The organism is Dokdonella fugitiva, from assembly GCF_014138265.1.
GTDB lineage: Bacteria > Pseudomonadota > Gammaproteobacteria > Xanthomonadales > Rhodanobacteraceae > Dokdonella_A > Dokdonella_A fugitiva_A.
On the sequence record NZ_JACGXL010000001.1, the window covers coordinates 94,590 to 119,960 of the forward strand.

Here is a 25,371-nt window from a genome sequence, read left to right on the forward strand (position 1 = left end):
CCCTGCGCGCAAAAGCAGACGGCCGCCTTTCGGCGGCCGTCTGCTTCATTGGTGGAGGCGGGGAGAATCGAACTCCCGTCCGAAGGCGCTCCGCGCCCGGCGCTACATGCTTGTCACGCTGTTTGATCTCGTCCGACGGCAACACAACGTGCGAGGCGCACCGCCGGACCAGCCTCTTGGATTTGACCCGTAACCGAAAGGCGCCGGCACGAGCGATCCCGTGATGATGACCCTACATCCACGAGCACAGGCACAAGTGGGTTCGGGGCTAGGCCTTAAGCGGCCAGAGCGTAGACGTCGTCGTTCGCGTCTAGGATTTTGCCACCGGATTAACGAGGAAGATGACGCCCTCGGCATGCTCCAGACTACTTCACGTCCCCCGTCGAAACCATGTCGCCCCCGGGGGAAGGGGATAGTGGCGGTGGGGGCGCCAGAAAGCAAGGGAACCATCAAGGGACGCCGTCGGGGGAAATCGGCGTCCAGCTGCTAGCATTCGCGGTTTCCGTTCACCGAATCCGTGTCCATGGGCAATATCGTCTGGCTCGCGTCGTACCCGAAATCCGGCAACACCTGGGTGCGCGCGTTCCTCGCCAACCTCGTCGCCAACCGCCCCGATCCGGTGCCGCTCGACGAGCTGTCGCGCTACGCCGAGGACGAAGCCGATCCCGACCTGTTCTCCGCGCTCGCGGGCAAGCCGAGCGCCGGGCTCGACCTCGGCGAGATCGCGGCGTTGCGCCCGCAGGTGCACGCGGCGATCGCGCAGCGCGCGCAAGGCACGCGCTTCGTCAAGACGCACAACATGGCCGGCAGCTTCGACGGTCATCCGCTGCACAATTGGCAGGTGAGTGCGGGCGCGATCGTCGTCGTGCGCAACCCGCTCGACGTCGCGGTCAGCATGACGCACCACTTCGGCATCGGTCTCGACGAGGCGATCGAGCGCCTCGCCGACCCGAACGTCGCGACCGGCAACGACGCGTTGTTCGTTAGCCAGATCCTCGGTTCGTGGTCGCTGCACGTGCAGGGCTGGGCGGACATGGCGAACGATCGCGTGCTCGTGCTGCGCTACGAGGACCTCATCGACAAGCCCGTGAAGGCATTCGCGAAGGTCGCCCGCCTCGTCGGTCTCGGCCAGGACCGCACGCGCATCGAACGGGCGATCCGGCACGCGGGTTTCCAGAGCCTCGCCTCGATGGAGAAGAAACACGGCTTCGTCGAAGCGTCCGGCAAGGGCGCGCGCTTCTTCCGCAAGGGGCGCGTCAACGAATGGCGCGAAGCGTTGAGCCGCGAACAGGTGCAGCGCGTGCTCGCCGCGCATCGCGAGCAGATGCAGCGGTTCGGCTACGTGCCGGCGGGGTACGCCTAGGCCTACCAGAGCGGTTCGTCGAAGTCGTTGGCGAAAAGGCGATCCGGCAACGTCGGCGCGAATGCGGCGAGGCCTCCCCGCGGCATTCCGCCGGCGTGCTCGAAACTTCCGGCCGCGTAGATCGATCCGGAGGTCGAGGCTTCGACGTAGACCGGACCCTCGTACGATCCCAACGGATTCCAATCCACGTCGATCAAGCCGTTTTGGCCGTTCAGCCTCGCAAGACCGCGTTCGTTCGTGAAAGGAAACGGGTTCGCGCAAAAGAACCCGCTGGCGTAGAGGTTGCCATTGCTGTCTATCGCCAAGCCCCAAACGGCGTAGTAGAGCATGTTGGGAATAGGGCCGCCGCAGAAATTCGAGTGCCAACCGGGGATGTTTTCTCCTGACCCGTCGGCACGCAGTTTCACCAGGAGCGGGTGCCGCTCTCCATTGACGGGTGCCAGCTGGCCTCCCGCATACAGTGCGCCGGCGTGATCGAGCGCGATGGCATGAACATGGGAGCCCGCCATATCGGGGGCCCATTGGGAATCGACCGTGGCGCTTTCTGCGGAAAGCTTGGCGAGCCCACCGCGGGCAGCACCGTCGACCGACGTGAACGTTCCTCCCACGAACACATCGTCACCCTCGCCGGATTCGATCGCCTCGACCGAACAACAGTCCAGATGCGCATCCCACGCGGGAAGGGGAACTCCGCTTTTCGCGTCGATCTTCGCCAGCGCCTGTCGTGAAAGACCGCCGATCGTCGAGAACGCGCCACCAGCGAAAAGCGATCCGTCGGACGCGACGTCCAGCACTTCGATCCAACTATCCGCGGCCGTCGACCAGCCCGCGTCGAGGTGGCCGTTGCCATCGATGCGAGCGAGCCGGGACGCCTGCAGGACGTCGTGTGCGTCTCCGACCCAACGATTCATCGCCGCATAGATGGTCCCGTCGTGGGCTGCAGCAAGCACCCAGGGCATCGACGGCAGCGAGGGATTCCACGCGTCGTCGAGCACGCCGTTCGCGTCGAGTCGAAGGATGTTCCGGTGCGCCGACGCGCCGGCGCGATGGAACGAACCGCCGACGATCATGCCGCCATCGTCCTGCGCGGCGAGTACGAAAGCCTTGGCGGGCGCCTCGACGTCATTGCGCGCGGGAGACAACGTCGTGTCCGCGAGCAATCGCCCGAGGCCGACGCGCTGTTCTTCGTCGATCGATTGGAATCCTCCGGCGATGTCGACGTTGCCATCGCCATCGACGCTGATGGGACCAACGCTTCCATCGGCCGAAGGCGTCCACCCGGGCGAAGGCAGGCCCGTTGTGGCCGACAGGCGCGCAAGGTGGGCGCGCGGTTGTCCGTGGATCGATTCGAAGCTGCCGCCGACGAAGAGATGGCCTGCCGTGTCGGCAGCGATCGCCGCGATTCTCGCGGACGGTGCATTCCACCCGGCCACGTCCTCGCCCGTCGCCCTGGAGAACTTGCGCAAGCCGAAGCTGCCGCCGACGTAGACGGCATCGCCATCGACGAGCAGCGCGTCCAGCGAGGAATCCATGGGACCAGTCAGGTCTGCGGACCATTGGCCGTCGAGTTCGCCCGTCGACGCAACGCGCCTGGTGATCGTCGCGCGAAACGTCGGGTCCGGGTAGTGGGAATCGAATTGGCGAGCGGCCGCGTAGAGGGCGCCTTGACCGTCGAGCGCGAGATAGTCCGCTTGCTCGAACGCAGCAGCCCAGGGAAGCACCGTTCCGTCGACAGCGGACAGCTTTACGATCGACCCGCTGGAGGATTGGAACGGAACCGCGAACACCGAACCATCGGCGTCGACGGCGATGGAGATCGCGCCGCCGATCACGGGTACCCACGCATCGACCGACCCCGCGGCGCCGTCGAGTCGGGCGAGGCCGGGACGCTCCAGGCTTCCGATGTGGTTGAAGTAACCGCCGACGTAGATGCCGCCGCCGGGTGCTTGGGCGAGCGCCGCGACGGCGCTGTCGGGCGAGGGGTCCCAGGCCGTGTCGAGCGTGCGGTCGGGGAGCAGGCGCGCGAGATTGCGTCGCGGCACTCCGTTGATGGATTGGAACTCGCCGCCGACGATCAGGCTGCCGTCCGCTTGCCGCAGCATCGCCGTTACCCTGCCGTTGCCGATCAGGTCGAGATCCGGGTCAGGCAGCGGCACTTGTGCGGAAGCACCGAACCCCGTGAACCCGGCGACGAGGGCGAACACGCCGAGCCACCGGTGTCGCACGAACGGTCTTGCGGCTTGCACGTCGATATCCTCCGAACGCGCGACGACGAGGATCGCGGCAGGCGAATCACGCCTGCTTGTTCTTCGCCCGCATCACGCGCTGCTTCTCGCGATTCCAGTCGCGTTCCTTCTCGGTGTCGCGCTTGTCGTGTTCCTGCTTGCCGCGCGCGAGGCCGAGGTCGAGCTTGGCGCGGTTGTTCTTCCAGTACATCGCGAGCGGGATCAGCGTGTAGCCCTTGCGCTCGATCGCGCCGATCAGCTTGTCGATTTCCTCGCGATGCAGCAGCAGCTTGCGCGTGCGGCGGTCCTCGGCGACGACGTGGGTCGAGGCCGAGATGAGCGGCACGATCGACGCGCCGAACAGGAAGATCTCGCCGCCCTTGACGATCGCGTAGGCGTCGCCGAGGTTGGCGCGGCCCGCGCGCAGGCTCTTCACTTCCCAGCCCTGCAATGCGATGCCGGCCTCGAAATGCTGGTCGATGTGGTACTCGTGGCGCGCGCGCTTGTTCAGCGCGATCGTCGAGTCGCCCTTCTTGTCGTTGGATTTCTGCTTTGCCATGTCCGCTACAATTCCGCGTGATGATATCGATCCGCCGCCACGCCCTGGTCCGACAGACGCCCGAACGGATGTTCGATCTCGTCAACGACGTCGAAGCATACCCGAGCCGCTTCCCCTGGTGCGCCGGTGCGCGCGTGCTCGAACGCGACGGCGATGCCGTGCTCGTCGCGCGCCTCGAGCTGCGCTTCGCCGGCATCACGCAGGGCTTCACCACGCGCAACACGCTCGAGCGGCCGCACCGACTGCGCATGCAACTCGTCGACGGTCCGCTGCGCGCGCTCGAAGGCGAATGGACCTTCGCCGCGCTCGGCGACGACGGCTGCAGGATCGCGCTCGCGCTCGATTTCGACTATTCGGGCCGCCTCACCGGGAGCGCGCTGCGGCTCGGTTTCCAGGGGCTCGCCAACCGCATGGTCGACGACTTCTGCGCGGCCGCGGCGAAACCCCGTGCCTGAGCCGCGCATCGCGGTCGAAGTCGCGTACGCCGAACCGTCGCGGCAGTTCCTGCGTCGCATCGAACTCGACGCAGGTGCGACGGTCGCCGAAGCGATCGTCGCCTCCGGCGTCGCCGCGGCCTGCGCGATCGATCCGGCGCTGCTCGCCAGCGGGATCTGGTCGAAACCGGCGTCGCGCACCACGGTGCTGCGCGACGGCGATCGCGTCGAACTCTACCGTCCGCTCAAGGCGGATCCGAAGGAATCGCGCCGGCGACGCGCCGAACGCGCGCGACCGGCGAGGCGCTGAACCGCGGTCGTTGCTTCAGCCCTGGCCCTGGTCGCCGCCGCGACGCTTCTTCTTCTTGTCCTCGTCGGAGCGCTTCTCGTCCGGGTACTCGCGCTTGTACTTGCGCGCATCCTTGATGAGCACGTCCGGGTCTTCCGGGAAGTAGTCGCCGTCGATCTTCGCGAGCTGGTCGTTCTCGAAGTAGAGCGTGAGATCCTTGCTCGCCATCTTGTGGCGACCGCGACGGATCGTCGAGACGTAGTCCCAGCGGTTCTGGTCGAACGGGCTGATCACCGACGGCGAACCCATGACGAGCAGCACCTGGCGCTTGCTCATGCCGGGCTTGAGCGACTCGACGGTCGCCTTGTCGAACAGGTTGCCCTGCTGGGCGTCGACCTTGTAGATCAGGCCGCAGCCGGTCAGTGGAGCGAGGGCGAGCAGGGCGAGCCAGCGAAGACGCATGCGCGGTGGATCCGGAAGCCGTGTAAGGCGCCGATGATACACTAGCGACCTGAATCGCAAGGACCATCGACAGGGAAGGGCACCGGAGGCATGAACATGGAATCGACCGAACTGCGCAAGGCAGGCCTCAAGGTCACCCATCCGCGCATGCGGATCCTCGAGATCCTCGACAGCCACGACGGCAAGCACTTCACGGCCGAGGACATCTATCGGCAGCTGCTCGAACACCATGACGACATCGGCCTTGCGACCGTCTATCGCGTGCTGACCCAGTTCGAGGCGGCGGGCATGGTGCTCAAGCACAACTTCGAGGGCGGCCAGGCCGTCTACGAGCTCGACCGCGGCAAGCACCACGACCACATGGTCGACGTCGAATCGGGCAAGGTGATCGAGTTCACCAGCGAGGAAATCGAGCGCCTGCAGCACGAAATCGCCGCCAAGCACGGCTATGCGATCGAGGACCACAGCCTCGTCCTGTACGTGCGGCCGCTCAAGAAGAAGTAGGAGCGGCTCCAGCCGCGAGCGGCTCCCGGGCCGGCCTGCAACGCCGTGTCAGCCGCGCTTGCCGAGCATCTGCTTCGCATGCGCGAGCGTCTCGCGCGTGATCTCGATGCCGCCGAGCATGCGCGCGACTTCCTCCTGGCGCGGCTTGCCGTCGAGCGCGTCGATGCGCGTCTCGGTCGATGCGCCGTCGCTCGACTTGCTCACGCGCAGGTGGCGGTCGCCTTGCGCGGCGACCTGCGGCAGGTGCGTCACGCAGAGCACCTGCGCGCGCGCGCCGAGCGCGTGGAGCTTCTGGCCGACGACTTCGGCGACGGCGCCGCCGATGCCGGAGTCGACCTCGTCGAACACCATCGTGCCGATCGTATCGCTGCCGAGCGCGGCGACTTCGATCGCGAGGCTGATGCGCGACAACTCGCCGCCCGAAGCGACCTTGCGCAGCGCGCGCGGCGGCTGGCCGGGGTTGGCGCTGACGAGGAATTCGCAGCGCTCGGCGCCTTGCGGGTCCGGATCGTCCTCGCCGTTCGTTTCGAGCTGCACCTCGAAGCGGCCGCCGCGCATGCCGAGTTCGGCCATCAGCGACGACACCGCGCCGGACAACGTCTTCGCCGCCGCGGCGCGCCGCGTGCCGAGTGCCTTCGCGGCCGCGTCCCAGGCTTTGCGCTGGCGCTGCTGCTGCTCGCGCAGTGAAGCGATGCTCGCGCCTGCGCCGCGCAGCGTTTCCAGCTCGTCGCGCAGGCCGTCCGCGTGCGCCTTGAGGTCGGGCATGCGCACGCGGTGCTTGCGCGCGAGTTCGTGCAGCTTGCCGAGCTGCGCTTCGGCCTCGGCGAGGCTGTCCGGATCGAGGTCGAGTGCGCTCTGGTAGCGCGCGAGCGCATCGTTCACTTCCGACAACTGGATCTGCGCGGTGTCGACGAGCTCGCCGACCGGCGCGAGGCGCTCGTCGAGTGTCGCGAGCTGGGCGATCTCGTGCTGCACGCGTGCGACCATGCGCAGCAGCGCGTACTCGCCGTCGCCGTCGAGGCGCTCGGCGAGCGTGGCGCAGCCCTGCAGCAGCTGGCCGGAATTGGCGAGGCGGCGATGCCGTTCCTCGAGCGCCGCGAGGTCGTCGGGCGCGAGCGCGTGGCGATCGAGTTCCTCGACCTGGTGGCCGAGCCATTCGACGCGTTCGGCGTGGTCCTCGCCGCGCGAGAGCTCGGCGATGCGGGCGCCGGTGTCGCGCCAAGCACGTGCCGTGCGCGCGACCTCGGCCGCTTCCGCCTCGTGCGCGCCGAACGCGTCGAGCAGGGCGAGTTGCTGCGCGCGGTCGAGCAGGGCCTGGTGCTCGTGCTGGCCGTGGATTTCGATGAGTCCGGCCGCGAGGGTCTTGAGCTGGGTGAGGGTGACCGGCCGGCCGTTGATCCACGCGCGCGAGCTGCCTTCGCTGCGCACGACGCGGCGCAGCTGGCAGGCGCCGTCCTCGTCGAGGTCCTCGGCGGCGAGCCAGGCGCGCAGGTCGCCGCGGCCGGCGAGGTCGAACGTGGCGGAGAGTTCGGCGCGCTCGCAGCCATGGCGCACCATCGCCGCGTCGGCGCGGCCGCCCGCGAGCAGCAGCAGCGCGTCGACGAGCAGCGACTTGCCGGCGCCGGTTTCACCGGTGACGACGGTCATTCCGGGTCCGAACACGATCTCGGCCTCGCCGACGATCGCGAAATCCTTGACGTAGAGACTTTCCAGCATGGGCGCGCAAGCAGTCCTCGAAACCGCCGAACGCTAGCATGCGCACATGCCGCGGCCAAGGCGACGGCGCGATCGTCCGCGCGCGTCGTCGCACGGCCAGAGACGGCCGTCGCTTCCGCCGCGCCGGCGCGCTGGAAAACCACCCGGTGCGCGCCCATGTCGGAGCAGCGGGAGCGCCGGCGCACCGGCTCCCGCGCCAGCGGGGCCGGTGCACGCTCGGTCCCGCCGCGCCGGATCCGCCAACGGCGCGGCGACGGCCCGCGATCGGGGCGCCTGCCGGGGCGCCGCTATTGATCGGCCCGGAGGCGCTTGTTAGCGTGCGTCGATCAGCGGCGCGAACGCGCCACCGGAACACGATGAACAGCCCGTCCCAGCACCTCGATGCCCGTGCCCGCCAACTGCTGCGCACGCTGATCGCGCGCTACATCGCCGAAGGCCAGCCGGTGGGGTCGCGCACGCTCGCGAAGGCGTCCGGGCTGGACGTGAGCCCGGCGACGATCCGCAACATCATGTCCGACCTCGAGGAATTCGGCCTCGTCGCCGCGCCGCACACGTCGGCCGGGCGCGTGCCGACCTCGCAGGGCTATCGCGTGTTCGTCGACAGCCTGCTCGAGATGCGCCCGCTCGGCGAGCCAGAGGTCGACCAACTGCGGCGCGAGCTGCCGACCGATGCGGCGACGCCGGACCTGCTCGGCAGCGCGACCTCGCTGCTGTCGGAGATGACCCATTTCGTGGGCGTCGTCAGCGTGCCGCGGCGCGAGGAATTCCCGTTCCGCCACGTCGATTTCATCCAGCTCGACGGCGGCCGCGTGCTCGTCATCCTCGTCTTCACCGACGGCCAGGTGCAGAACCGCGTGATCGCGCCGCAGCGCGCGTACTCGCCGTCGGAACTCGAGCAGGTCGCGAACTACCTCAACGCGAACTACGCCGGGATGCGCATCGACGAGATTCGTGCGCGCCTGCTGCGCGAAATGCAGGACGAGGGTGCGCACCTCAACCGCCTGCTGAGCGCCGCGGTCGAGGTGGCCCAGGCCGCGTTCCAGGACAGCGCCGGCAACGACATGCTCGTCGCCGGCCAGACCAACCTCATGGGGCGGCAGGACGGCACCGACGTCGACCGGCTGCGCGAGCTGTTCGAGGCGTTCCAGCGCAAGCGCGACCTGCTGCAGCTGCTCGAGCGCTGCTCGCGCGCCGAGGGCGTGCGCCTGTTCATCGGCGAGGAATCGGGTTTCGCCGCGCTCGACAGTTACAGTCTCGTCACCGCGCCATACGGCGTCGGCAGCCGCGTGCTCGGCGTGCTCGGTGTGATCGGCCCGACGCGGATGGCCTACGAACGGGTGATTCCCGTGGTTCAGGCGACCGCGCAGATCATCTCCGGTGCCTTGAAGCGGGGCCAGCAGCCCCTATAGTGCGGACCGGAGCGGGGGCTCGCGGCGCCTCGCGGCGCGCCGGCACGGCCGGCCCAGCACAGCATCGACGGCTTCCGCCGAACGGCGGACGGCCTTGTTTTGACGTGGAGGAAGTATGCAAAGCACGGATCCGAACGCGACGCCCCAGGCGTCCACGGGCAACGACCAGGCGATCGACGGCGAGCTGGAAACACTGTCGCGCCAGCTCGGCGAGGCCGAGACCAAGCTCGCGGAGATGCGCGAAACCGTGCTGCGCGAGCGCGCGGAACTCGACAACCAGCGCAAGCGCCTGCAGCGCGACCTCGAGCAGGCGCGCCGCTTCGCCAACGAGAAACTGCTGGCCGACCTGCTGCCGGTGCTCGACAATCTTGAACGGGGACTCGCGGTGGAGGGGGCCGATGCGGCCGCGCTGCGAGGCGGCGTCGAATTGACCTTGCGCGAGCTCGGTCGCCTCGTCGATGCGAACGGGCTCAAGGTCGTCGGTGCGGTCGGCGAGGCGTTCGATCCCGAGCGCCACCAGGCGATGTCGATGGTCGACGCTGCCGGCATGGGATCGGGCAAGGTCGTCGCGGTGATGCAGAAGGGCTACGTGCTGAACGATCGCCTGCTGCGGCCGGCGCTGGTATCGGTTTCCAAGTAGTACGGATGCGCGCAATTCCTTGAAACACGGGCGCGCAGCCCCAGATTTCGCGCCAGCCGCGGCCATCGGCAGCCGAGGTTCCGGAAAGCGGAACCGGGGCGCCGCCGCCGCAAACACAGCAGACAAATTCAGAGCGGGAGAGTACAGAAATGGGCAAGATCATCGGCATCGATCTCGGCACGACCAATTCGTGCGTGGCGGTCATGGAAGGCAACTCGGCACGCGTGATCGAGAACTCCGAAGGCGACCGCACGACGCCGTCCGTGGTCGCGTTCAAGGACAACGAAGTCGTGGTCGGCGCGACCGCGAAGCGCCAGTCCGTCACCAACCCGAAGAACACCTTCTACGCGGTGAAGCGCCTCATCGGCCGCAAGTTCACCGATGCCGAAGTGCAGAAGGACGTCGGCATGGTGCCGTACAAGATCGTCGCGCACGACAACGGCGACGCCTGGGTCGAGACGTCGGACGGCAAGAAGATGCCGCCGCCGGAAATCTCGGCCAAGGTGCTCATGAAGATGAAGAAGACGGCCGAGGACTTCCTCGGCGAACCGGTCACCGAAGCGGTGATCACGGTGCCCGCGTACTTCAACGACTCGCAGCGCCAGGCGACCAAGGATGCTGGCCGCATCGCCGGTCTCGAGGTCAAGCGCATCATCAACGAGCCGACCGCGGCCGCGCTCGCGTACGGGCTCGACAAGAAGGGCGGCGACCGCAAGATCGCCGTGTACGACCTCGGCGGCGGCACGTTCGACATCTCGATCATCGAGATCGCGGAAGTCGACGGCGAGAAGCAGTTCGAAGTGCTGGCGACGAACGGCGACACATTCCTCGGCGGCGAGGACTTCGACAAGCGCGTCATCGACTACCTCGTCGAGGAATTCAAGAAGGACCAGGGCGTCGACCTGAAGAACGATCCGCTCGCGCTGCAGCGCCTGAAGGACGCTGCCGAGCGCGCGAAGATCGAGCTCAGCTCCTCGCACCAGACCGAAGTGAACCTGCCGTACATCACGGCGGATTCGTCCGGCCCGAAGCACCTCAACCTCAAGCTCACGCGCGCCAAGCTCGAGGCGCTGGTCGGCGACCTCGTCGAGAAGACGATCGCGCCGTGCCGCACCGCGCTCAACGATGCGGGCCTGAAGGTGTCCGACGTCAGCGAGGTCATCCTCGTCGGCGGCCAGACGCGCATGCCGAAGGTGCAGGAAGCGGTGAAGGACTTCTTCGGCAAGGAGCCGCGCAAGGACGTCAACCCGGACGAGGCCGTCGCCGTCGGCGCGGCGATCCAGGGCGGCGTGTTGTCCGGTTCGGTCAAGGACGTGCTGCTGCTCGACGTGACCCCGCTGTCGCTCGGCATCGAGACGCTCGGTGGCGTGTTCACCAAGCTGATCGAGAAGAACACGACGATCCCGACCAAGGCCTCGCAGGTGTTCTCGACCGCAGAGGACAACCAGAACGCGGTCACCGTGCACGTGCTGCAGGGCGAACGCGAGCAGGCGCGCTACAACAAGTCGCTCGGCAAGTTCGACCTGCAGGGCATCCAGCCGGCGCCGCGCGGCATGCCGCAGATCGAGGTCACGTTCGACATCGACGCGAACGGCATCCTGCACGTCGGCGCGAAGGACAAGAACACCGGCAAGGAACAGCGCATCGAGATCAAGGGCAGCTCCGGCCTGTCCGAGGACGAGATCCAGCGCATGGTGCGCGATGCCGAGGCGAACAAGGAAGACGACAAGAAGTTCCACGAGCTCGTCGGCGTGCGCAACAAGGCCGACCAGCTCGTGCACGCGACGCGCGACGCGATCAAGGAGCACGGCGGCAAGGTCGCGGGCGAGATCGGCCGCATCGAGGAAGCGCTGTCCGAGCTCGAGAAGGTCATGAAGGGCGAGGACAAGGCGCAGATCGAAGCGCGCACGACCACGCTCGAGCAGGTCGCGCAGCCGCTGTTCGCGGCAGCCCAGCAGACCCCGCCCAGCGGTGACGCCGGCGCGCAGGCGGGTGGTGGTTCGGCGAAGAACGACGACGTCGTCGACGCCGAGTTCACCGAAGTCAAGGAAGACAAGAAGTAAGTCGCCCACGAACCGCGCGCCGCCATCGGCGCGCGGTTCAAGCGCGAAGGGGAGTGGGCGATGGAGAAGGGGCGCCTCGAAGCATTCACCGACGGCGTGATGGCGATCATCATCACGATCATGGTGCTCGAATTGAAGCCGCCGCACGAGGCGAACTGGCACGCGCTCGCCGCGGAGTGGCCGGTGTTCCTCGCCTATGCCCTGAGCTTCGTCTACGTCGGCATCTACTGGAACAACCATCACCACATGCTGCACTCGGTCGAGCGCGTCAACGGCCGCGTGATGTGGGCGAACCTGTTCTTCCTGTTCTGGCTCTCCCTGTTCCCGTTCACGACCGCGTGGCTGAGCGAGGTCGAGCCCGTGCCGGCCTCGGTGCCGACCGCGGCCTACGGCATCGTGTTGCTGATGACGGCGCTGTCGTGGGTGCCGCTCAGCCGCAGCCTGATCGCCGTCAACGGCGGCCGCGACAGCCGCCTCGCGCGCGCGATCGGCGGTCCGTGGGGCGACTGGAAGGCGACCGTCTCGCCGATCCTCTACGCGACCGGCATTGCGTTCGCGTTTTTCATGCCCATAGTTTCGTGCATCCTGTACGCCGCCGTCGCGGCGCTGTGGTTCATCCCCGATCGCCGTATCGAAAAACAGAACGACATGACTTCCCCATGAGCAAGCGCTGCTACTACGAGGTGCTCAGCGTCGAGCGCACCGTCAACGACGAGCAACTCAAGAAATCGTTCCGTCGCCTCGCGATGAAATTCCATCCCGACCGGTGCCCGGACGATCCTGCCGCGCAGGAGAAGTTCAAGGAGGCCAAGGAGGCCTACGAAGTCCTGTCCGACGCGCAGAAGCGCGCGATGTACGACCAGCACGGTCATGCCGCGTTCGAGCACGGCATGGGGGGCGGCCGCGGCGCCGGCGGCTTCAACGGCGACGTCGGCGACATCTTCGGCGACATCTTCTCCGACATCTTCGGCATGGGTGGCGGCGGCCGAGGTCGCGCGCGGCGCGGCTCGGACCTGCGCTACCTCATCGAGCTCGACCTCGAGGAAGCGGTGTTCGGCGTCGACAAGCAGATCGAAGTGCCGACCCTGGTCGAATGCGGCTCGTGCACCGGCAGCGGCTCCGCCGACGGCAAGACCTCGACCTGCTCGACCTGCAAGGGCCACGGTCGCGTGCGCATGCAGAACGGCATCTTCTCGATCCAGCAGGCGTGCCCGCACTGCGCCGGCAGCGGCAAGGTGATCACCAACCCGTGCAAGGAGTGCCACGGCGAAGGCCGCGTGCACGACGAGCGCACCTTGTCGATCAAGATTCCCGCGGGTGTCGACAACGGCGATCGCATCCGCCTCGCCGGACAGGGCGAAGCGGGGCCGGGCGGTACCGTGCCCGGCGACCTCTACGTCGAAGTGCGCGTGCGCGAGCACGCGATCTTCCAGCGCGACGGCGACGACCTCCATTGCGAGATCCCCCTGCGCTTCGGCCAGGCCGCGCTCGGTGCCGAGATCAAGGTGCCCACGCTCGACGGCGAAGCCGAGATCCGCATTCCCGCCGAGACGCAGGGCGGCAAGGTATTCCGCCTGCGCGGCAAGGGCGTGAAGTCCGTGCGCAGCGGTCGCATGGGCGACCTCATCTGCCGCGTGGTCGTCGAGACGCCCGTGCGCCTCACGTCCGCGCAGCGCGACCTGCTGCAGCAGTTCGAGGCGACCTTCGCCGGCACCGACGCCGCCACGCATTCGCCGCGCGACAGCAACTGGCTCGACGGCGTGAAGCGCTTCTGGGACCGCGTCACGTCCTGAGGTCTTCCGGCCGCGGTTCGTGCGGCGCGACCCTGTGGGAAAGCCGCGATGCTTTGACGCGCGGCGGCGCAGCCATGGTTTGTAAGAGCGGCTTCAACCGCGATTGCGTCGCGTTCGACGAGGCGAAGCATCGCGGCTTCCGCCGCTCCCACAGGGGCGCGTCTCGCGTGATCGCGGCTGAAGCCGCTCCTGCGAGGGGGCGGCGTTCTACAATCGACGCCCTCTCGACATGGGAACGCGAGCATGCGGGCGACGACGATCCACGTGGCGGTATACGGCGCCGCCGGGCGCATGGGCCAGGCGATCCTGCGCGCCGTGTCTGCCGAGCCGCGCCTGCACGTTTCCGCGGCGCTCGTGCGCGCGGGTTCCGAACTCGCGGGACGCACGCTGCGCGAAGTCCATGGTGCGGCAGCGCCCGATCTCGAGTTCGCCGACGCGCTCGATCCCGATACGCCCGTCGACGTGCTCGTCGACTTCAGCGGCGCGCACGCGTTCGACGGCGCGCTCGCGCTCGCGCTCGAACGTCGCGCCGCGTTCGTGAGCGGCACGACCGGCCTCGCCGAGGCGCAGCGGCGCGCACTCGATCGCGCCGCCGCGGACATCGCGGTGCTGTGGGCATCCAACTTCAGCCTCGGCGTCGCGCTGCTCATGCGCCTCGCGCGCAGCGCCGCGCAGGCGTTGCCGTCGTGGGACTGCGAGATCGTCGAGATGCACCACCGACGCAAGCTCGACGCGCCGTCCGGCACCGCGCTCTCGCTCGGCGAAGCGGTCGCCGACGGACGCGGCATCGCGCTCGGTGCCTGCGCCGTGCACGGCCGCAGCGGCCGCACGGGCGAGCGTCCGGAAGGCGAGATCGGCTTCCACGCCTTGCGCGGCGGCGACGTCGTCGGCGAGCACATGCTCGTGTTCGCCGGTCCCGGCGAACGCCTCGAACTCGCGCATCGCGCGACCGACCGCGAGGTGTTCGCGCGCGGCGCGGTGGTCGCCGCGCGCTGGATCGCGGGGCAGGCGCCCGGCGCCTACTCGATCGACCGCATCCTCGGCGAGGCGTGAAGCCGTTCGCCGGACGCGCCGCGTGCGGCCGGCGAAGCCATCGCGATTTGCGAGGACGTGCCGGCCGATCTTCCGGTCGTCCGGCCTACGGATGCTTCCGCCGCCTCAGGCGCGGAGGCAGCGACACTCTCCGGTCCTCAGCCAAAAAACGAAGTAGGTGCTGGCGAAAGGGCAGGCCGGGCTTCGTCGTCTACGGGACATGGGCGGCTGCGAGCGCAGCGGCGATGGACGCCGATGGTGCTTCTGGCTTCGCGACCACATCAATCACAACGCTGGGCTTGGCGTCTCTGAGCTTCGCGATCTCATCCTCAAGAGCGCCGCTCGAGACAGCCTTGCCATCCAGCACATAGCCGCCGTCATTTGCGACGATGAGTTCGGCTCGTTCTGTGATATCGGTTTGAGCGGCAGATTTCTGCTCGGGGGCCGGAACGTCTATGCGTGAGAGGACGCCGTTGTTCTGACGCCAAACGAGTGCAGAGATAGCGACAACGATGGCGAGAACCGCGCCGACTTTTCCACTCCATCTCATTGCGCATCCCCTGGCTCGCGGACGCACAAAATATACGCCATTTCGTCAAGTACGTAGTTCCGGAAAAAAAAAGGGGCGCTTGCGCGCCCCGAGGAGAGTGTAACCGAGGAGGGTACCGCGAATCAGAACATGATCTGCGCGCGCATTTCGAACACGCGCGGATCGACGTCGGCTTCACCGTTGATCGGTGCGCCGTAGCGCTTGGTGCTGTTCGCGAAGATGTAGTTCGCCTGCAGCTTGAAGTGCTGGCCGAGGTACCAGTTGGCGCCGATGGTCCAGTCGTCCTGCTTGCCGCCGTAGACCGGACCGTCGTTGAGGTCGACCGTGCTGTAACGCACCGCGACTTCGAACGCGCCGTAGTCGTGCGTCGGGCGCACGTTGCCGATCGTACCCTTGCTGTACGGACGGCTTTCGCCGGTCAGCACCCACGAACCCTGCACGTAGTAGCCGTCGCCGCTGAAGCTCGGCTTGCCCTGCGGGTCCGCGTCGACGGTGAGGTACTCGCCCTGCACGAGCAGCGGACCGTGGATCCACGCCGCTTCGAGGCCGAGGCGCTTGATCGTCCCCGGGAACGCGAGGTTGCCGGTGTCGACGAGACGCGTACCGATCAGGCCCGCCTCGGGCTTCGCGCGGAAGCGTGCGGCCGGGTTCGACAGCACGCCGCGGCCGTCGGTGGTCGCGTCGCGGTCTTCGGTCGAGTAAGCGAGGCCGAGGTGGAGCACGTTGCTCTCCTCGCGCGAGCCGGCGCCCGGCTGGCGGTTGAACGGGTTCCACACGACGCGCGCGGCCGGGCCGTCACCGTCGTTGTCGCCGTTGAGGTCGCCGCCCTTGAAGTAGGCGAGGTAGAGCAGCCAGTTCGGGATGCCCGTGTAGGTCCAGTCCGCACCGATGCGGCGACCCATGTTGGTGGCCTGCACCGGCAGCGCGCGTTCGAGGAACGTCGTCGCGCTCGAGCTGACCGTTTCTTCCCAGCCGACCGGCGTCTTGAACTGGCCGATGCGGAAGTCGCCCGCCTGCTTGTTGCTGTAACGGACGAAGTTGTCGATCCACTGGCCGTGCACGCCGGCGCCCGAGGGCGTCGTCTTGAAGCCGCTCACGGTGAAGTCGTAGCCGATGTTGAAGTCCCAGCCGCCCGGCAGCTTGCCGTAGAAGTTGAACTCCTTGCGGCGCCATGCATTCGCGTCGGAGAGGATCTCCGCGCCGTTCGTCGGGTTGGTCGTGTCGCCCGAGAAACTGTTGTAGTCGTACTGGTACAGGCCCTTGAAGCCGAACTCGTAGCCGTCGGCCGGCTTGATCTTGGTCGGCCAGTCGTTGAGCAGGTCGTAGGCCAGCGCGTTGGTGCCGTAGCCGCACAGCAGCGCGACGGCGATTGCATGTCGCAATTTCATGGGGGTCCTCGGGAGGGCGTCAAAACTGGCGCGAAGCATGGCCAGTCCTTGTTACGCTCCGATGACACGGGAACGCCGATTTAACGCGGGCACCACGAAAAATTGCCGGAATCAGGCCCCGCTCGTGACTGTCTTGTGACGGTAGGCGCACAAGTCGTTGATTGCGCACACCGGGCAATCAGGCTTGCGCGCCTTGCACACGTAGCGTCCGTGCAGGATCAGCCAGTGGTGCGCGTCCTTGCGGAACTCGTCGGGGACGACCTTGTCGAGCTTGTCCTCGACCGCGCGCACGGTCTCGCCCGGCGCGAGCCCGGTGCGGTTGGCGACGCGGAAGATGTGCGTGTCGACCGCGATCGTCGGCTCGCCGAACGCGGTGTTGAGCACGACGTTGGCGGTCTTGCGGCCGACGCCCGGCAATGCTTCCAGCGCCTCGCGCGAACGCGGCACGTCGCCGCCGTGCCGTTCGACGAGGATGCGGCAGGTCGCGATCACGTTCTTCACCTTCGCGTTGTACAGGCCGATCGTGCTGATGTAGCGCTTGAGCCCGTCCTCGCCGAGGTCGAGGATCGCTTGCGGCGTGTTCGCGACCGGGTACAGCTTCTTCGTCGCCTTGTTGACGCCGACGTCGGTCGCCTGCGCCGACAGGATCACCGCGACGAGCAACTCGAACGGCGTCGAGTAGTCGAGTTCGGTGGTCGGGTGCGGGTTCAGCTCGCGCAAACGGCGAAAGAGTTCGATGACCTTGTCGCGCTTCATGACCCGTCCGTGTCCTTTGCGCGGCGCGCCTTGCCGCGCGCGATCGCCGCGAGCACCGCGGCGCGGTCGATCGGGCGCGCGCCTGCGGTCGTGGGAGCGGCTTCAGTCGCGATGGCCGCGTCGCCAGCGATCGCGGCGGCCGGAGCAGCGTTTGTGGGAGCGGCGGAAGCCGCGATGCTTTCCTCCCGTGATGACGATGCTGCCATGGCGAAGAGCATCGCGGCTTCCGCCGCTCCCACAGTGTTCCTCGTGCAGGTACGCGCCGTGCGCGCCTCGAAGCGCTCGCGCGCTGCCGCCGCGCGCTCGAGCACGCCCGCGCGCGACAACGGCATCGCCGCGACCGGCACGAGCGCGATGCAATCGACCGGGCAGGGCGGCAGGCAGAGCTCGCAGCCGGTGCATTCGTCGGCGATCACGGTGTGCATGCGCTTGGCCGCACCGACGATCGCGTCGACCGGGCAAGCCTGGATGCACTTCGTGCAGCCGATGCAGACGTCCTCGTCGATGACCGCGACGATCGGCGGCGCCTCGACGCCGTAGGCGGGATCGAGCGGCTTCGCCGCGATGCCGAGCAGGTTCGCGAGCGCGACGACACCGTCGGCGCCGCCCGGCGGGCAGCGGTCGATGTCGGCCTCGCCGGTCGCGATCGCGTCGGCGTAGGCGCGGCAGGTCGGGAAACCGCAGCGCGTGCATTGCGTCTGCGGCAGCAAGGCATCGATGCGCGCAGCAAGCAGCGCGGAATCCTCTGCATTCACGGCGCGGCTTCGCCCTTCGCGGCAACGTCGGCGCTCGTCGCTGCGTCCACTTCGCGTGCCATCGCCGCGAACGACGGTCGGGATGCACGCCAACGTGTCGCGCACTGCGGACAGACGTAGCGGCCCCTGAGGTAGTGCGTGAAGAGGACCGCCATGATCGGTGCGGCGATGACGCTGCCGACCAGGACCATCGCGACCATCATGCCGGTGACGCCCGTCGACAGCATGTAGCCGATCGTGAAGAGGACGTCGGACGCGATGAGCAGCGCGAACACGACGCGACGGGGCATCGGATCGTCTTGCCCCGGCGCGGCGCACCGTGGACACGTCGGGCACTCGACCACGTCGTCGGCGATGGCTAGCGCTCCCGCGCGGTACTCGCCGACGAGGTCGGCCGTGCGCGCGGCATCCTCGTCGGGCACCATCACGCGGTAGCCGCCGAACATCAGCGTCTTGAACCAGTCCTGGCGCACGAGCAGTGCATCGAACACCCACGCCTGCACGCCGTGCGCGCGCAGCATCGCCTCGACGACGTGCGCCTCGGCGAAATCCGCGGACCAGTACGCGCGCCGCAAGCCGCCTCCGTCACTTCACCGTCGCGCCGGGCTGCGCGCCGGCGTCGGCATCGAGCAGGAACAGATCGTCGCCGCCGGTGCCGGCGGAGAGGATCATGCCCTCCGACACACCGAAGCGCATCTTGCGCGGCGCGAGGTTCGCGATGAACACGACGCTGCGACCGACCAGCTTTTCCGGTTCGCCATAGGCGGCGCGGATGCCCGAGAAGATCTGTCGCTTGCCGAGTTCGCCGGCGTCGAGTTCGAAGCGCAGCAGCTTGTCCGAGCCGTCGACGAACTCGCAGGCGAGCACCTTGCCGACGCGCAGGTCGAGTTTGGCGAAGTCGTCGATGGAAATGACAGGGCTGATGGCCGAGGGCTGAGGGCTGGCGGTGCCTGCTGCATCGTTGCCTGTTTTTGTGGGAGCGGCGGAAGCCGCGATGCTCTTCACCTCGGCTGCGCCCGTGTTCGCGGCTGAAGCCGCTCCTGCGGAAGCGGCGCCATCGGCGGGTTTCAGCGATTCCTTCGAGGCTTCGATCATCGTTTCGATCTTCTTCGGGTCGACGCGGACGGTGAGGGCGGAGAATTCGGCGATGCGCGTGCCGAGCGCGGGCGTGGCGGCGACATCGAAGCGCGACCACCGTTCGGCGAGGAACACGCGCGCGCGCTCCGCGATCGCGGGCACGATCGGGCCCAGCCAGATCGACAGCAGACGGAACCCGTTCAACGCGAGCGTGCAGGCGACGTGCAGTTCCTCGCGCTTCGCCTCGTCCTTGGCGAGCAGCCACGGTGCCTTCGTCGCGACGTAGGCGTTCGCCTCGTCGGCGACCTCGACCAGCAGGCGCACGACGCCGGCGTAGTCGCAGGCGCGATAGAGCTCCGTGCACGGCGCGAGCTTCGCGGCCCAGGCGTCGTACATCGCGCGTTCGGCGCTCGGCAGGGTTGTCGCGAGGCGGCCCTCGAAGAACTTGTGCATGAAGCCCGCGCAGCGGCTCGCGAGGTTCACCCACTTGCCGACGAGGTGCGAATTCACGCGCTCCTCGAACGCCTTGAGGTCGAGGTCGAGGTCGACCGGCGCGGCGGTGAGCATCGTCGCGAAGTAGTAGCGCAGGTAGTCCGGGTCGAGCCCCGCGTCGAGGTAGGTGCGCGCCATCACGAACGTGCCGCGCGACTTCGACATCTTCTCGCCGTTGACGGTCAGGTAGCCGTTCACGTGCAGCGCGTTCGGCGTGCGCAGGTTCGCGCCGCGCAGCATCGCCGGCCAGAACAGGCCGTGGAAGTTGACGATGTCCTTGCCGATGAAGTGGTGCATCTCCGCGTCCGCGTCGAACGCGGGATCGGCGACCTGCAGGAACGCGTCGAACGACGCCGGCGCGAGGCCGTTCTTCGCGCCCGCTTCGCTCGCGCAGTACTTCTTGAAGCTCGCGAGGTAGCCGATCGGCGCGTCGAGCCAGACGTAGAAGAACTTGCCCGGCGCATCCGGGATCGGGAAGCCGAAATACGGCGCGTCGCGCGAGATGTCCCAGTCGCGCACGCCGCCCTCGGCGTCGAGCCACTCGCGCAGCTTCGCCGCGACCGACGCATGCATCACCGGCGCGCCGTGCGTGAGCTTGCCCGCGAGCCAGTCGCGCAGCATCGCGGCGAAGTCGCCGACCTGGAAGAAGTAGTGCTCCGAATCGCGCAGTTCCGGCGTCGCTCCCGACAGCACCGAGCGCGGCTCCTTGAGGTCGGTCGGCGCGTAGGTCGCGCCGCAGTTCTCGCAGTTGTCGCCGTACTGGTCCGGCGTGCCGCAGTTCGGGCAGATGCCCTTCACGTAGCGGTCGGGCAGGAACATCTGTCGCACCGGGTCGTACAGTTGGCGGATCGAACGCGCGGCGATGTGGCCACCCGCCTTGAGGCGCGCGTAGACGAGTTCGGCGAGCGCCTGGTTCTCGGGTGAGTGCGTCGTGTAATACCAGTCGTGCACGATGCCGAAGTCGACGAAGTCGCGCACGTGGCTGTCGTACACGCCGCGGATGAAGTCCTCCGGCGTCAGCCCCGCCTTCTCCGCGGCGAGCATGATCGGCGTGCCGTGCACGTCGTCGGCGGCGACGAAATGCACGGTGTCGCCCGCCATTCGCCGCGCGCGCACCCACACGTCGGTCTGGATGTAGCCGAGCAGATGGCCGATGTGCAGCGGGCCGTTCGCATAGGGCAGGGCGTGGGTGACGAGGACTTGCTTCGCTTTCGGCGCACTCATGCGTCGCGGTTTCCGCTTCGTTGCTGCAAAGCGGAATTATGGCATGCCGGGCGATGCGGCCGGCGGACGGATCGGGGCCAGGCACGTGTTTGCTGCCGCGATGCCGCGGCGCCCGCACTTCTCGGCGCGGCCCCAGCCGCGATGCCTCGTCGCAGTCACCTCTCCCGCGCGCGGGAGAGGTCGCGCCGCAGGCGCGGGTAAGGGGGAATCGAAGCGCGTGCTATCGGCACACAACGCGCGCCGCGCTCCGCGTGCCTTCACCCCGTCCCTCTCCCGCGAGCGGGAGAGGGCCAGTGAGGCGCGGCGCGTCGCGCTACGGATTCGACGTCGCGCCGTTCGGCAGCGCGAATGCGACGATGTAGTCGCCGCGATCCGGCGACTGGCGCGCGCCGCCCGCCGCGATGACGACGTACTGGCGTCCCGTGCGCGGCGACACGTACGTCATCGGCGTCGCCTGTGCGCCGACCGGCAGGCGGCCCTTCCACAATTCCTTGCCGGTCGCGCTGTCGATCGCGCGCAGGTAGTAGTCGTAGGTGCCGGCGAAGAACACGAGGCCCGACGCGGTCGCGACCGGTCCGCCCATGACCGGCATGCCGATCGCGAACGGCAGCTTCGCCTTGATGCCGAACGGCAGCACGGTATCGGCGACCGTGCCCATCGGCTTCTGCCAGAGGATCGCGTGGTTCTTCAGGTCCACTGCGGTGAGCTGGCCGTACGGCGGTGCGTGGCACGGCACGCCGAGCGGCGACATGAACATGCCCTTGCGGTAGCCGTACGGCGTGCCCGCCTGCACGTGCAGGCCGTCGTGGCCGCCCGGCGCGTTCGGGTCGTCGGCGACCGCGCGCGGAATGTACTGGCCCCACAGCGGCATCCGCATGCTGCCTGCGTAGAGGATGTCGTTCTGCGCGTCGACCGCCGCACTGCCCCAGTTGAAGCCGCCGTAGTTGCCCGGGTACTGCAGGTTCACCGCGTCTTCGCTCGCCAGCGTGAATTCGCCGTCGTAGCGCATGCGCCGGAACTCGATGCGGCACCAGAGCTGGTCGAGGAACGTCGCGCCCCACATGTCCGCTTCGGTGAGGGGCTCATTGCCGACCTGCGGCATGCCGATCGAATACGGTTGCGTCGGCGACACGCGATCGCTCTTCACCACGTTGGTCGGCACCGGTTTCTCGACTACATCGGTGATCGGCTTTCCGGTCGCGCGGTCGAGCGCGAAGATCTGCCCGCGCTTGGTCAGCTGCACGACGGCCGCGACCGTCTTGCCGCTGCCGTCGGGCATGTCGACCAGCGCCGGCTGCGAGGGCACGTCGTAGTCCCACAGGTCGTGGTGCGTGGTCTGGAAATGCCACTGCACCTTGCCCGTCTTCATGTCGATCGCGACGACGCTCGAGCCGAACGCGTCGCTCGACGGCCGTCGATGGCCGCCCCAGAAGTCCGGCGTCTGCCCGCCCATCGGCAGGAACGCCCAATCGAGCTTCTCGTCGTACGACGGTGTCGACCACATGTTCGGCGTCGTGCGCGAGTACGACTCGCCCGCCGGCGGCAGCAGCGTCGTGTCCGGATTGCCCGGATCCCACGCCCACAGCAGCTCGCCGGTGTCGGCGCTGAACGCGCGGATCACGCCCGAAGGTTCGTCGACCGACGCGCCGTCCTGCACCCAGCCGCCGACGAGGATGCGGTTGCCGATGACGGTGTTCTCCGACGTCGTCATGTAATAGAACGGTTGCACCAGCCCCATGCCGACCTTGAGGTCGACCGTGCCGCCGTCGCCGAACCCCGCGCACGGCTGTCCGGTCGCGCTGTCGAGCGCGATCAGGCGCGCGTCGGTGGTGCCGAGGAACAGGCGCTGCGCGCACGACGTCGCGCCCGCGGCCGCCTGCGCGGTCGCGTCGTCGGGATGCGCCTTGGCGAACGCGGCGGCGTCGTAGTACGCCACGCCGCGGCAGCGGTTCCACACCTTGCTGTCGGGCGACTTCGGATCGAAGCGCCAACGCTCCTTGCCTGTGTCGACGTCGAGCGCGAACACCTTCTGGTACGGTGTGCACACGTACAGGCCGTCGCCGATCTGCGTCGGTGTCGTCTGGTCCTCCGCGCCCTTGCCGGGGATGTCGCCGGTGCGGAACGTCCACGCGACCTGCAACGAGCCGACGTTGTGCGGATCGATCTGGTCGAACGGCGCGAAGCGATGGCCGTCGAGCGTGCGCCCGTAGTACTGCCAGCGCTCGTCGCGCTGCGCCTGCGCGTCGGGAACGGCGACCTGCGCGAGCGGACGCGTCGCTTCGATCCTGCCGTGCTCGTCGAACATCGCGAAGAACCCCGCGACGCCGACCGCGAGCAGCGCGATCGCGACGCCCCAGCTCGCCGCGCGCGTGCGCCGGCGCAGCGACGGCGCGATGAGCGCAGCGACGATGCCGAGCACGATCCACGGCGACAGCCGCGGCACGAGCGGCCAGAACTGCGTGCCGACTTCCGCGTAGGCCCACGCCAACGTGCCGATGAAGCCGAGCGCGAACAGGCCGATGCCCGCGAACACGCGACGACGGATCAGTTCGCCCGCCACCACGAGCAGCACGCCCGCCACGACGTAGTACCACGAGCCGCCCAGGTGCACGAGCACCACGCCGCCGGCGAGCAGCGCGAGGCCGACGAGGATCAGCACGATCGCATACAGCGTCACGAACCAGCCGCCGGCACGGCGCTCAGGGACACGGTTCAACGGCATGGGCGGGAGTCTCCGCGGGAAGAGAGTGCAGTATGGCCCAGCTACCTTGCAGGAACTTATCGCGCCGCCGGCCGGCCAGAACCCCTCGCTCCCGTAGGAGCGGCTTCAGCCGCGATGCTTCTGGTTTCACCCAGCGAAGGCATCGCGGCTGAAGCCGCTCCTATCAGGCGCATCGGTGCGACGGTTGCCTGCCTGTGGCCCACGCAGTGCCTGCTTTCAACCGCAGTGCCGACTGGATAGTCTGGTACCTGGCTTCATCGAAGTCGCGGCTCCTTCGTGGCTGGCCTGATTCGGACCACGGGTCGACATGCAGACATTCCTCGCCATTCTTTCCGTATTGCTCCTCGTGCTCGGTGCGATGGTCGCCGCGCTCAATTGGGGCTGCATCGCAGCCAGCCATCGTTTCCATCGCCGAGGCGTGAAGCGACACGTTTCCACGATCCCGCTCGTGCCGCAGCTATGCGTTCTCACGGCCGCGATCATCTCGTCCCACCTCGTACATCCCTTGCTTCCGGCCTGGTCGTTGTGGGCTGTTGCCGTAGTGGAGCCCTCGCTGTTCCAGATCGCGTACTACCCGCTGTTCCTCCTTCGCAGGAGATCGCATGCGAGAACCTGACGGGCTGGCCGCGCAGCGGAACGAGCTGGGAGACGGCATGAATCACTCCTTGTTGCAAAGGGAGACCTGCGAGCAATTCGGCTCGAGCTTCGATCCTCCCGGTAAGGACGAGCGCTTGGGTATCGCGCTCTCGACCCTCTCGCGGACCCCGCTCAATGCGGCGCGCCACCTCGCCGAGAACGGAACCTGCGGCTGGTACGTGTGGGGCGGGGAGTTGGCCGATAGCCCGGACTTCTTCCAACCCCTTCATGTCCATCACCTCGCGGGGCTCGTTCCCGCGATGGTTCCGTATCTGGCGTTGGCGCCGGGTTGGCGCGTGCTTTGGGCGCCGGGATATGTGGACGTCTGGCATGACATGGCACTCCTGGCCGGATGATTTGCCGGGCGAGCAGGACGCGAGCAGGAATTTGCCGATGCGGAGCAGCGCCGCTGCCACCCGGAATACCGCGGACCTGCTCGATGAGCTCGTCGAGCCGGGACAAAGCACGTTTCCGCCGACACGAAATGCGCGGGACCTGATCGCGGTCAGGAATTTCCTGACACGAAGCAGGTCCGACCGTCATCCGGAATTCCCGCGACCTGCTCGGGAAAGCCGCAGAGCTGATCCAAAGCAGGTTTTCGCCGATGCGAAACACCCAATACCGATTCGCAGTCAGGAAAAACCTGCTCGCGGTCAGGTCAGCGGCATTGCGTTGATGCTTTTTTGATCAACGGAATGGCGTTGCCGTGCTGTCCTGTCCGTGGGAGCGCCTCGCGACCGCGGCGCGGATCGGTCGGTGGGCATGCGCTGTCGACGTGAAGCGCGTTAGCATCGTCGCTTCCGAATTCGCAGGAGCTTCCATGGAAGGCCGCCCCGACCTCGTCGCGATCGACCACGACGACTACCACGCCGAACACGTCGGCCGCACGCCCGACGGTCGCCAGTTCATCCTCACCAACCCGTTCGATCCCGCGCTCGGCGACAACCCGGGTTGCGAGTTCGTCGCGCTGTACGTCTTCGACGCGGCCGGGCAGCTCATCCAGGCGAAGATCGACAGCTTCGGTCCGCGCGGGAGCAACGACGACGCACGACGCCGCAAGTACGCCGAGCGGCTCGCGAGCCTCGGCGACGCATCGTTCGAGCGCGTGGAAGTCGCGCCGTTCGGCATCGAACGGTTCGGCCTCGAGTTCGGCCTGATCGCGCGCGCGCCGGAAGACGAGGACGACGAGTGGGCGGTCGAGATGCAGCCGGGCAACTACATGGCGTTCTTCGAGCCGTGGGACAGTGGCGAGTACGACACGTGAGGGAGCCACTGAAAGCGT

At 67.8% G+C, this 25,371-nt stretch carries 25 protein-coding genes and 1 other RNA gene; 14 read left to right on the forward strand and 12 right to left on the reverse strand.

The features are described 5' to 3' along the window. Positions 1–49: 49 nt before the first annotated feature. Positions 50–401, reverse strand: a transfer-messenger RNA (tmRNA) gene (ssrA, locus tag FHW12_RS00400). A gap of 122 nt (positions 402–523) precedes the next feature. Here ssrA and FHW12_RS00405 point away from each other — a divergent pair. After that, the gene (locus FHW12_RS00405; RefSeq protein WP_182529016.1) at positions 524–1,363 is read left to right on the forward strand and encodes a sulfotransferase domain-containing protein; all 840 of its coding nucleotides are present in this window, start codon (positions 524–526) and stop codon (positions 1,361–1,363) included. A 2-nt stretch (positions 1,364–1,365) separates the two neighbouring features. Here the strand turns inward: FHW12_RS00405 and FHW12_RS00410 are convergent, their stop codons facing one another. Both FHW12_RS00410 and smpB read right to left on the reverse strand, forming a co-directional pair. Then, positions 1,366–3,567 carry a delta-60 repeat domain-containing protein gene (locus tag FHW12_RS00410; protein WP_182529017.1) on the reverse strand — a complete coding sequence of 734 codons (2,202 nt, stop codon included), beginning with the start codon at positions 3,565–3,567 and terminating at the stop codon, positions 1,366–1,368. A gap of 88 nt (positions 3,568–3,655) precedes the next feature. Then, positions 3,656–4,147 (reverse strand): SsrA-binding protein SmpB, encoded by a 492-nt coding sequence (smpB, locus tag FHW12_RS00415; RefSeq protein ID WP_182529018.1) that lies wholly within the window; start codon positions 4,145–4,147, stop codon positions 3,656–3,658. Positions 4,148–4,167: 20 nt separating this feature from the next. Here smpB and FHW12_RS00420 point away from each other — a divergent pair, with 20 nt between their 5' ends. Then, positions 4,168–4,602, forward strand: coding sequence for a type II toxin-antitoxin system RatA family toxin (locus FHW12_RS00420; protein WP_182529019.1), 435 nt, complete (start codon positions 4,168–4,170; stop codon positions 4,600–4,602). Further along, positions 4,595–4,891, forward strand: coding sequence for an RnfH family protein (locus FHW12_RS00425; protein WP_182529020.1), 297 nt, complete (start codon positions 4,595–4,597; stop codon positions 4,889–4,891). Before FHW12_RS00420 ends, FHW12_RS00425 begins: the two co-directional genes overlap by 8 nt. A 15-nt stretch (positions 4,892–4,906) precedes the next feature. On the opposite strand, the gene FHW12_RS00430 is transcribed toward FHW12_RS00425, so the two are convergent. Continuing rightward, entirely contained in the window at positions 4,907–5,332 is a 426-nt protein-coding gene (locus FHW12_RS00430; protein ID WP_182529021.1) for an outer membrane protein assembly factor BamE, read from the reverse strand. Positions 5,333–5,422: 90 nt separating this feature from the next. Here FHW12_RS00430 and fur point away from each other — a divergent pair, with 90 nt between their 5' ends. Beyond that, positions 5,423–5,836: a ferric iron uptake transcriptional regulator gene (fur, locus tag FHW12_RS00435; RefSeq protein ID WP_259392789.1), complete on the forward strand. Its 414-nt coding sequence runs from the start codon at positions 5,423–5,425 to the stop codon at positions 5,834–5,836. A 48-nt stretch (positions 5,837–5,884) separates the two neighbouring features. Here the strand turns inward: fur and recN are convergent, their stop codons facing one another. Further along, the gene (gene recN, locus FHW12_RS00440; protein ID WP_182529023.1) at positions 5,885–7,552 is read right to left on the reverse strand and encodes a DNA repair protein RecN; all 1,668 of its coding nucleotides are present in this window, start codon (positions 7,550–7,552) and stop codon (positions 5,885–5,887) included. A gap of 356 nt (positions 7,553–7,908) precedes the next feature. Here recN and hrcA point away from each other — a divergent pair, with 356 nt between their 5' ends. The 6 genes from hrcA to dapB all read left to right on the forward strand — a co-directional run bounded on the left by hrcA (position 7,909) and on the right by dapB (position 14,510). Next, the gene (hrcA, locus tag FHW12_RS00445) at positions 7,909–8,961 is read left to right on the forward strand and encodes a heat-inducible transcriptional repressor HrcA (RefSeq protein ID WP_182529024.1); all 1,053 of its coding nucleotides are present in this window, start codon (positions 7,909–7,911) and stop codon (positions 8,959–8,961) included. Positions 8,962–9,076: 115 nt separating this feature from the next. Further along, positions 9,077–9,601, forward strand: a complete 525-nt coding sequence (gene grpE / locus FHW12_RS00450; protein ID WP_182529025.1) for a nucleotide exchange factor GrpE — start codon at positions 9,077–9,079, stop codon at positions 9,599–9,601. 149 nt (positions 9,602–9,750) lie between these two features. After that, the gene (gene dnaK, locus FHW12_RS00455; RefSeq protein ID WP_182529026.1) at positions 9,751–11,664 is read left to right on the forward strand and encodes a molecular chaperone DnaK; all 1,914 of its coding nucleotides are present in this window, start codon (positions 9,751–9,753) and stop codon (positions 11,662–11,664) included. Positions 11,665–11,724: 60 nt separating this feature from the next. After that, positions 11,725–12,327 (forward strand): TMEM175 family protein, encoded by a 603-nt coding sequence (locus tag FHW12_RS00460; RefSeq protein ID WP_182529027.1) that lies wholly within the window; start codon positions 11,725–11,727, stop codon positions 12,325–12,327. Beyond that, positions 12,324–13,457: a molecular chaperone DnaJ gene (gene dnaJ / locus FHW12_RS00465; RefSeq protein ID WP_182529028.1), complete on the forward strand. Its 1,134-nt coding sequence runs from the start codon at positions 12,324–12,326 to the stop codon at positions 13,455–13,457. Before FHW12_RS00460 ends, dnaJ begins: the two co-directional genes overlap by 4 nt. Positions 13,458–13,700: 243 nt before the next feature. Beyond that, positions 13,701–14,510, forward strand: a complete 810-nt coding sequence (gene dapB / locus FHW12_RS00470) for a 4-hydroxy-tetrahydrodipicolinate reductase (RefSeq protein WP_182529029.1) — start codon at positions 13,701–13,703, stop codon at positions 14,508–14,510. Positions 14,511–14,700: 190 nt separating this feature from the next. On the opposite strand, the gene FHW12_RS00475 is transcribed toward dapB, so the two are convergent. The 7 genes from FHW12_RS00475 to FHW12_RS00505 form a co-directional block, all read right to left on the reverse strand. After that, entirely contained in the window at positions 14,701–15,039 is a 339-nt protein-coding gene (locus tag FHW12_RS00475; protein ID WP_182529030.1) for a biopolymer transporter ExbD, read from the reverse strand. A gap of 122 nt (positions 15,040–15,161) precedes the next feature. After that, positions 15,162–16,427: an OprO/OprP family phosphate-selective porin gene (locus tag FHW12_RS00480; RefSeq protein WP_182529031.1), complete on the reverse strand. Its 1,266-nt coding sequence runs from the start codon at positions 16,425–16,427 to the stop codon at positions 15,162–15,164. 111 nt (positions 16,428–16,538) lie between these two features. Then, a complete protein-coding gene (gene nth / locus FHW12_RS00485) occupies positions 16,539–17,183 on the reverse strand; it encodes an endonuclease III (protein WP_182529032.1) in 645 nt (214 codons plus the stop codon). Then, positions 17,180–17,938, reverse strand: a complete 759-nt coding sequence (locus FHW12_RS00490; RefSeq protein WP_310735103.1) for an RnfABCDGE type electron transport complex subunit B — start codon at positions 17,936–17,938, stop codon at positions 17,180–17,182. Before FHW12_RS00490 ends, nth begins: the two co-directional genes overlap by 4 nt. Further along, the gene (locus FHW12_RS00495; protein ID WP_182529033.1) at positions 17,935–18,513 is read right to left on the reverse strand and encodes a hypothetical protein; all 579 of its coding nucleotides are present in this window, start codon (positions 18,511–18,513) and stop codon (positions 17,935–17,937) included. Before FHW12_RS00495 ends, FHW12_RS00490 begins: the two co-directional genes overlap by 4 nt. Before the next feature lie 10 nt (positions 18,514–18,523). Next, complete coding sequence (gene metG / locus FHW12_RS00500) at positions 18,524–20,731, reverse strand: methionine--tRNA ligase (RefSeq protein WP_182529034.1); 2,208 nt, start codon at positions 20,729–20,731, stop codon at positions 18,524–18,526. A gap of 313 nt (positions 20,732–21,044) precedes the next feature. Continuing rightward, entirely contained in the window at positions 21,045–23,453 is a 2,409-nt protein-coding gene (locus FHW12_RS00505; protein WP_182529035.1) for a membrane-bound PQQ-dependent dehydrogenase, glucose/quinate/shikimate family, read from the reverse strand. Between the two features lie 307 nt (positions 23,454–23,760). Here FHW12_RS00505 and FHW12_RS00510 point away from each other — a divergent pair, with 307 nt between their 5' ends. The 4 genes from FHW12_RS00510 to FHW12_RS00525 all read left to right on the forward strand — a co-directional run bounded on the left by FHW12_RS00510 (position 23,761) and on the right by FHW12_RS00525 (position 25,353). Continuing rightward, a complete protein-coding gene (locus FHW12_RS00510) occupies positions 23,761–24,069 on the forward strand; it encodes a hypothetical protein (protein ID WP_182529036.1) in 309 nt (102 codons plus the stop codon). Next, the gene (locus tag FHW12_RS00515; protein ID WP_220484272.1) at positions 24,056–24,445 is read left to right on the forward strand and encodes an immunity protein Imm33 domain-containing protein; all 390 of its coding nucleotides are present in this window, start codon (positions 24,056–24,058) and stop codon (positions 24,443–24,445) included. Before FHW12_RS00510 ends, FHW12_RS00515 begins: the two co-directional genes overlap by 14 nt. Continuing rightward, positions 24,420–24,776, forward strand: coding sequence for a hypothetical protein (locus FHW12_RS00520; RefSeq protein WP_182529037.1), 357 nt, complete (start codon positions 24,420–24,422; stop codon positions 24,774–24,776). Before FHW12_RS00515 ends, FHW12_RS00520 begins: the two co-directional genes overlap by 26 nt. A gap of 133 nt (positions 24,777–24,909) precedes the next feature. Further along, entirely contained in the window at positions 24,910–25,353 is a 444-nt protein-coding gene (locus FHW12_RS00525; protein WP_182529038.1) for a hypothetical protein, read from the forward strand. Positions 25,354–25,371: the final 18 nt, after the last annotated feature.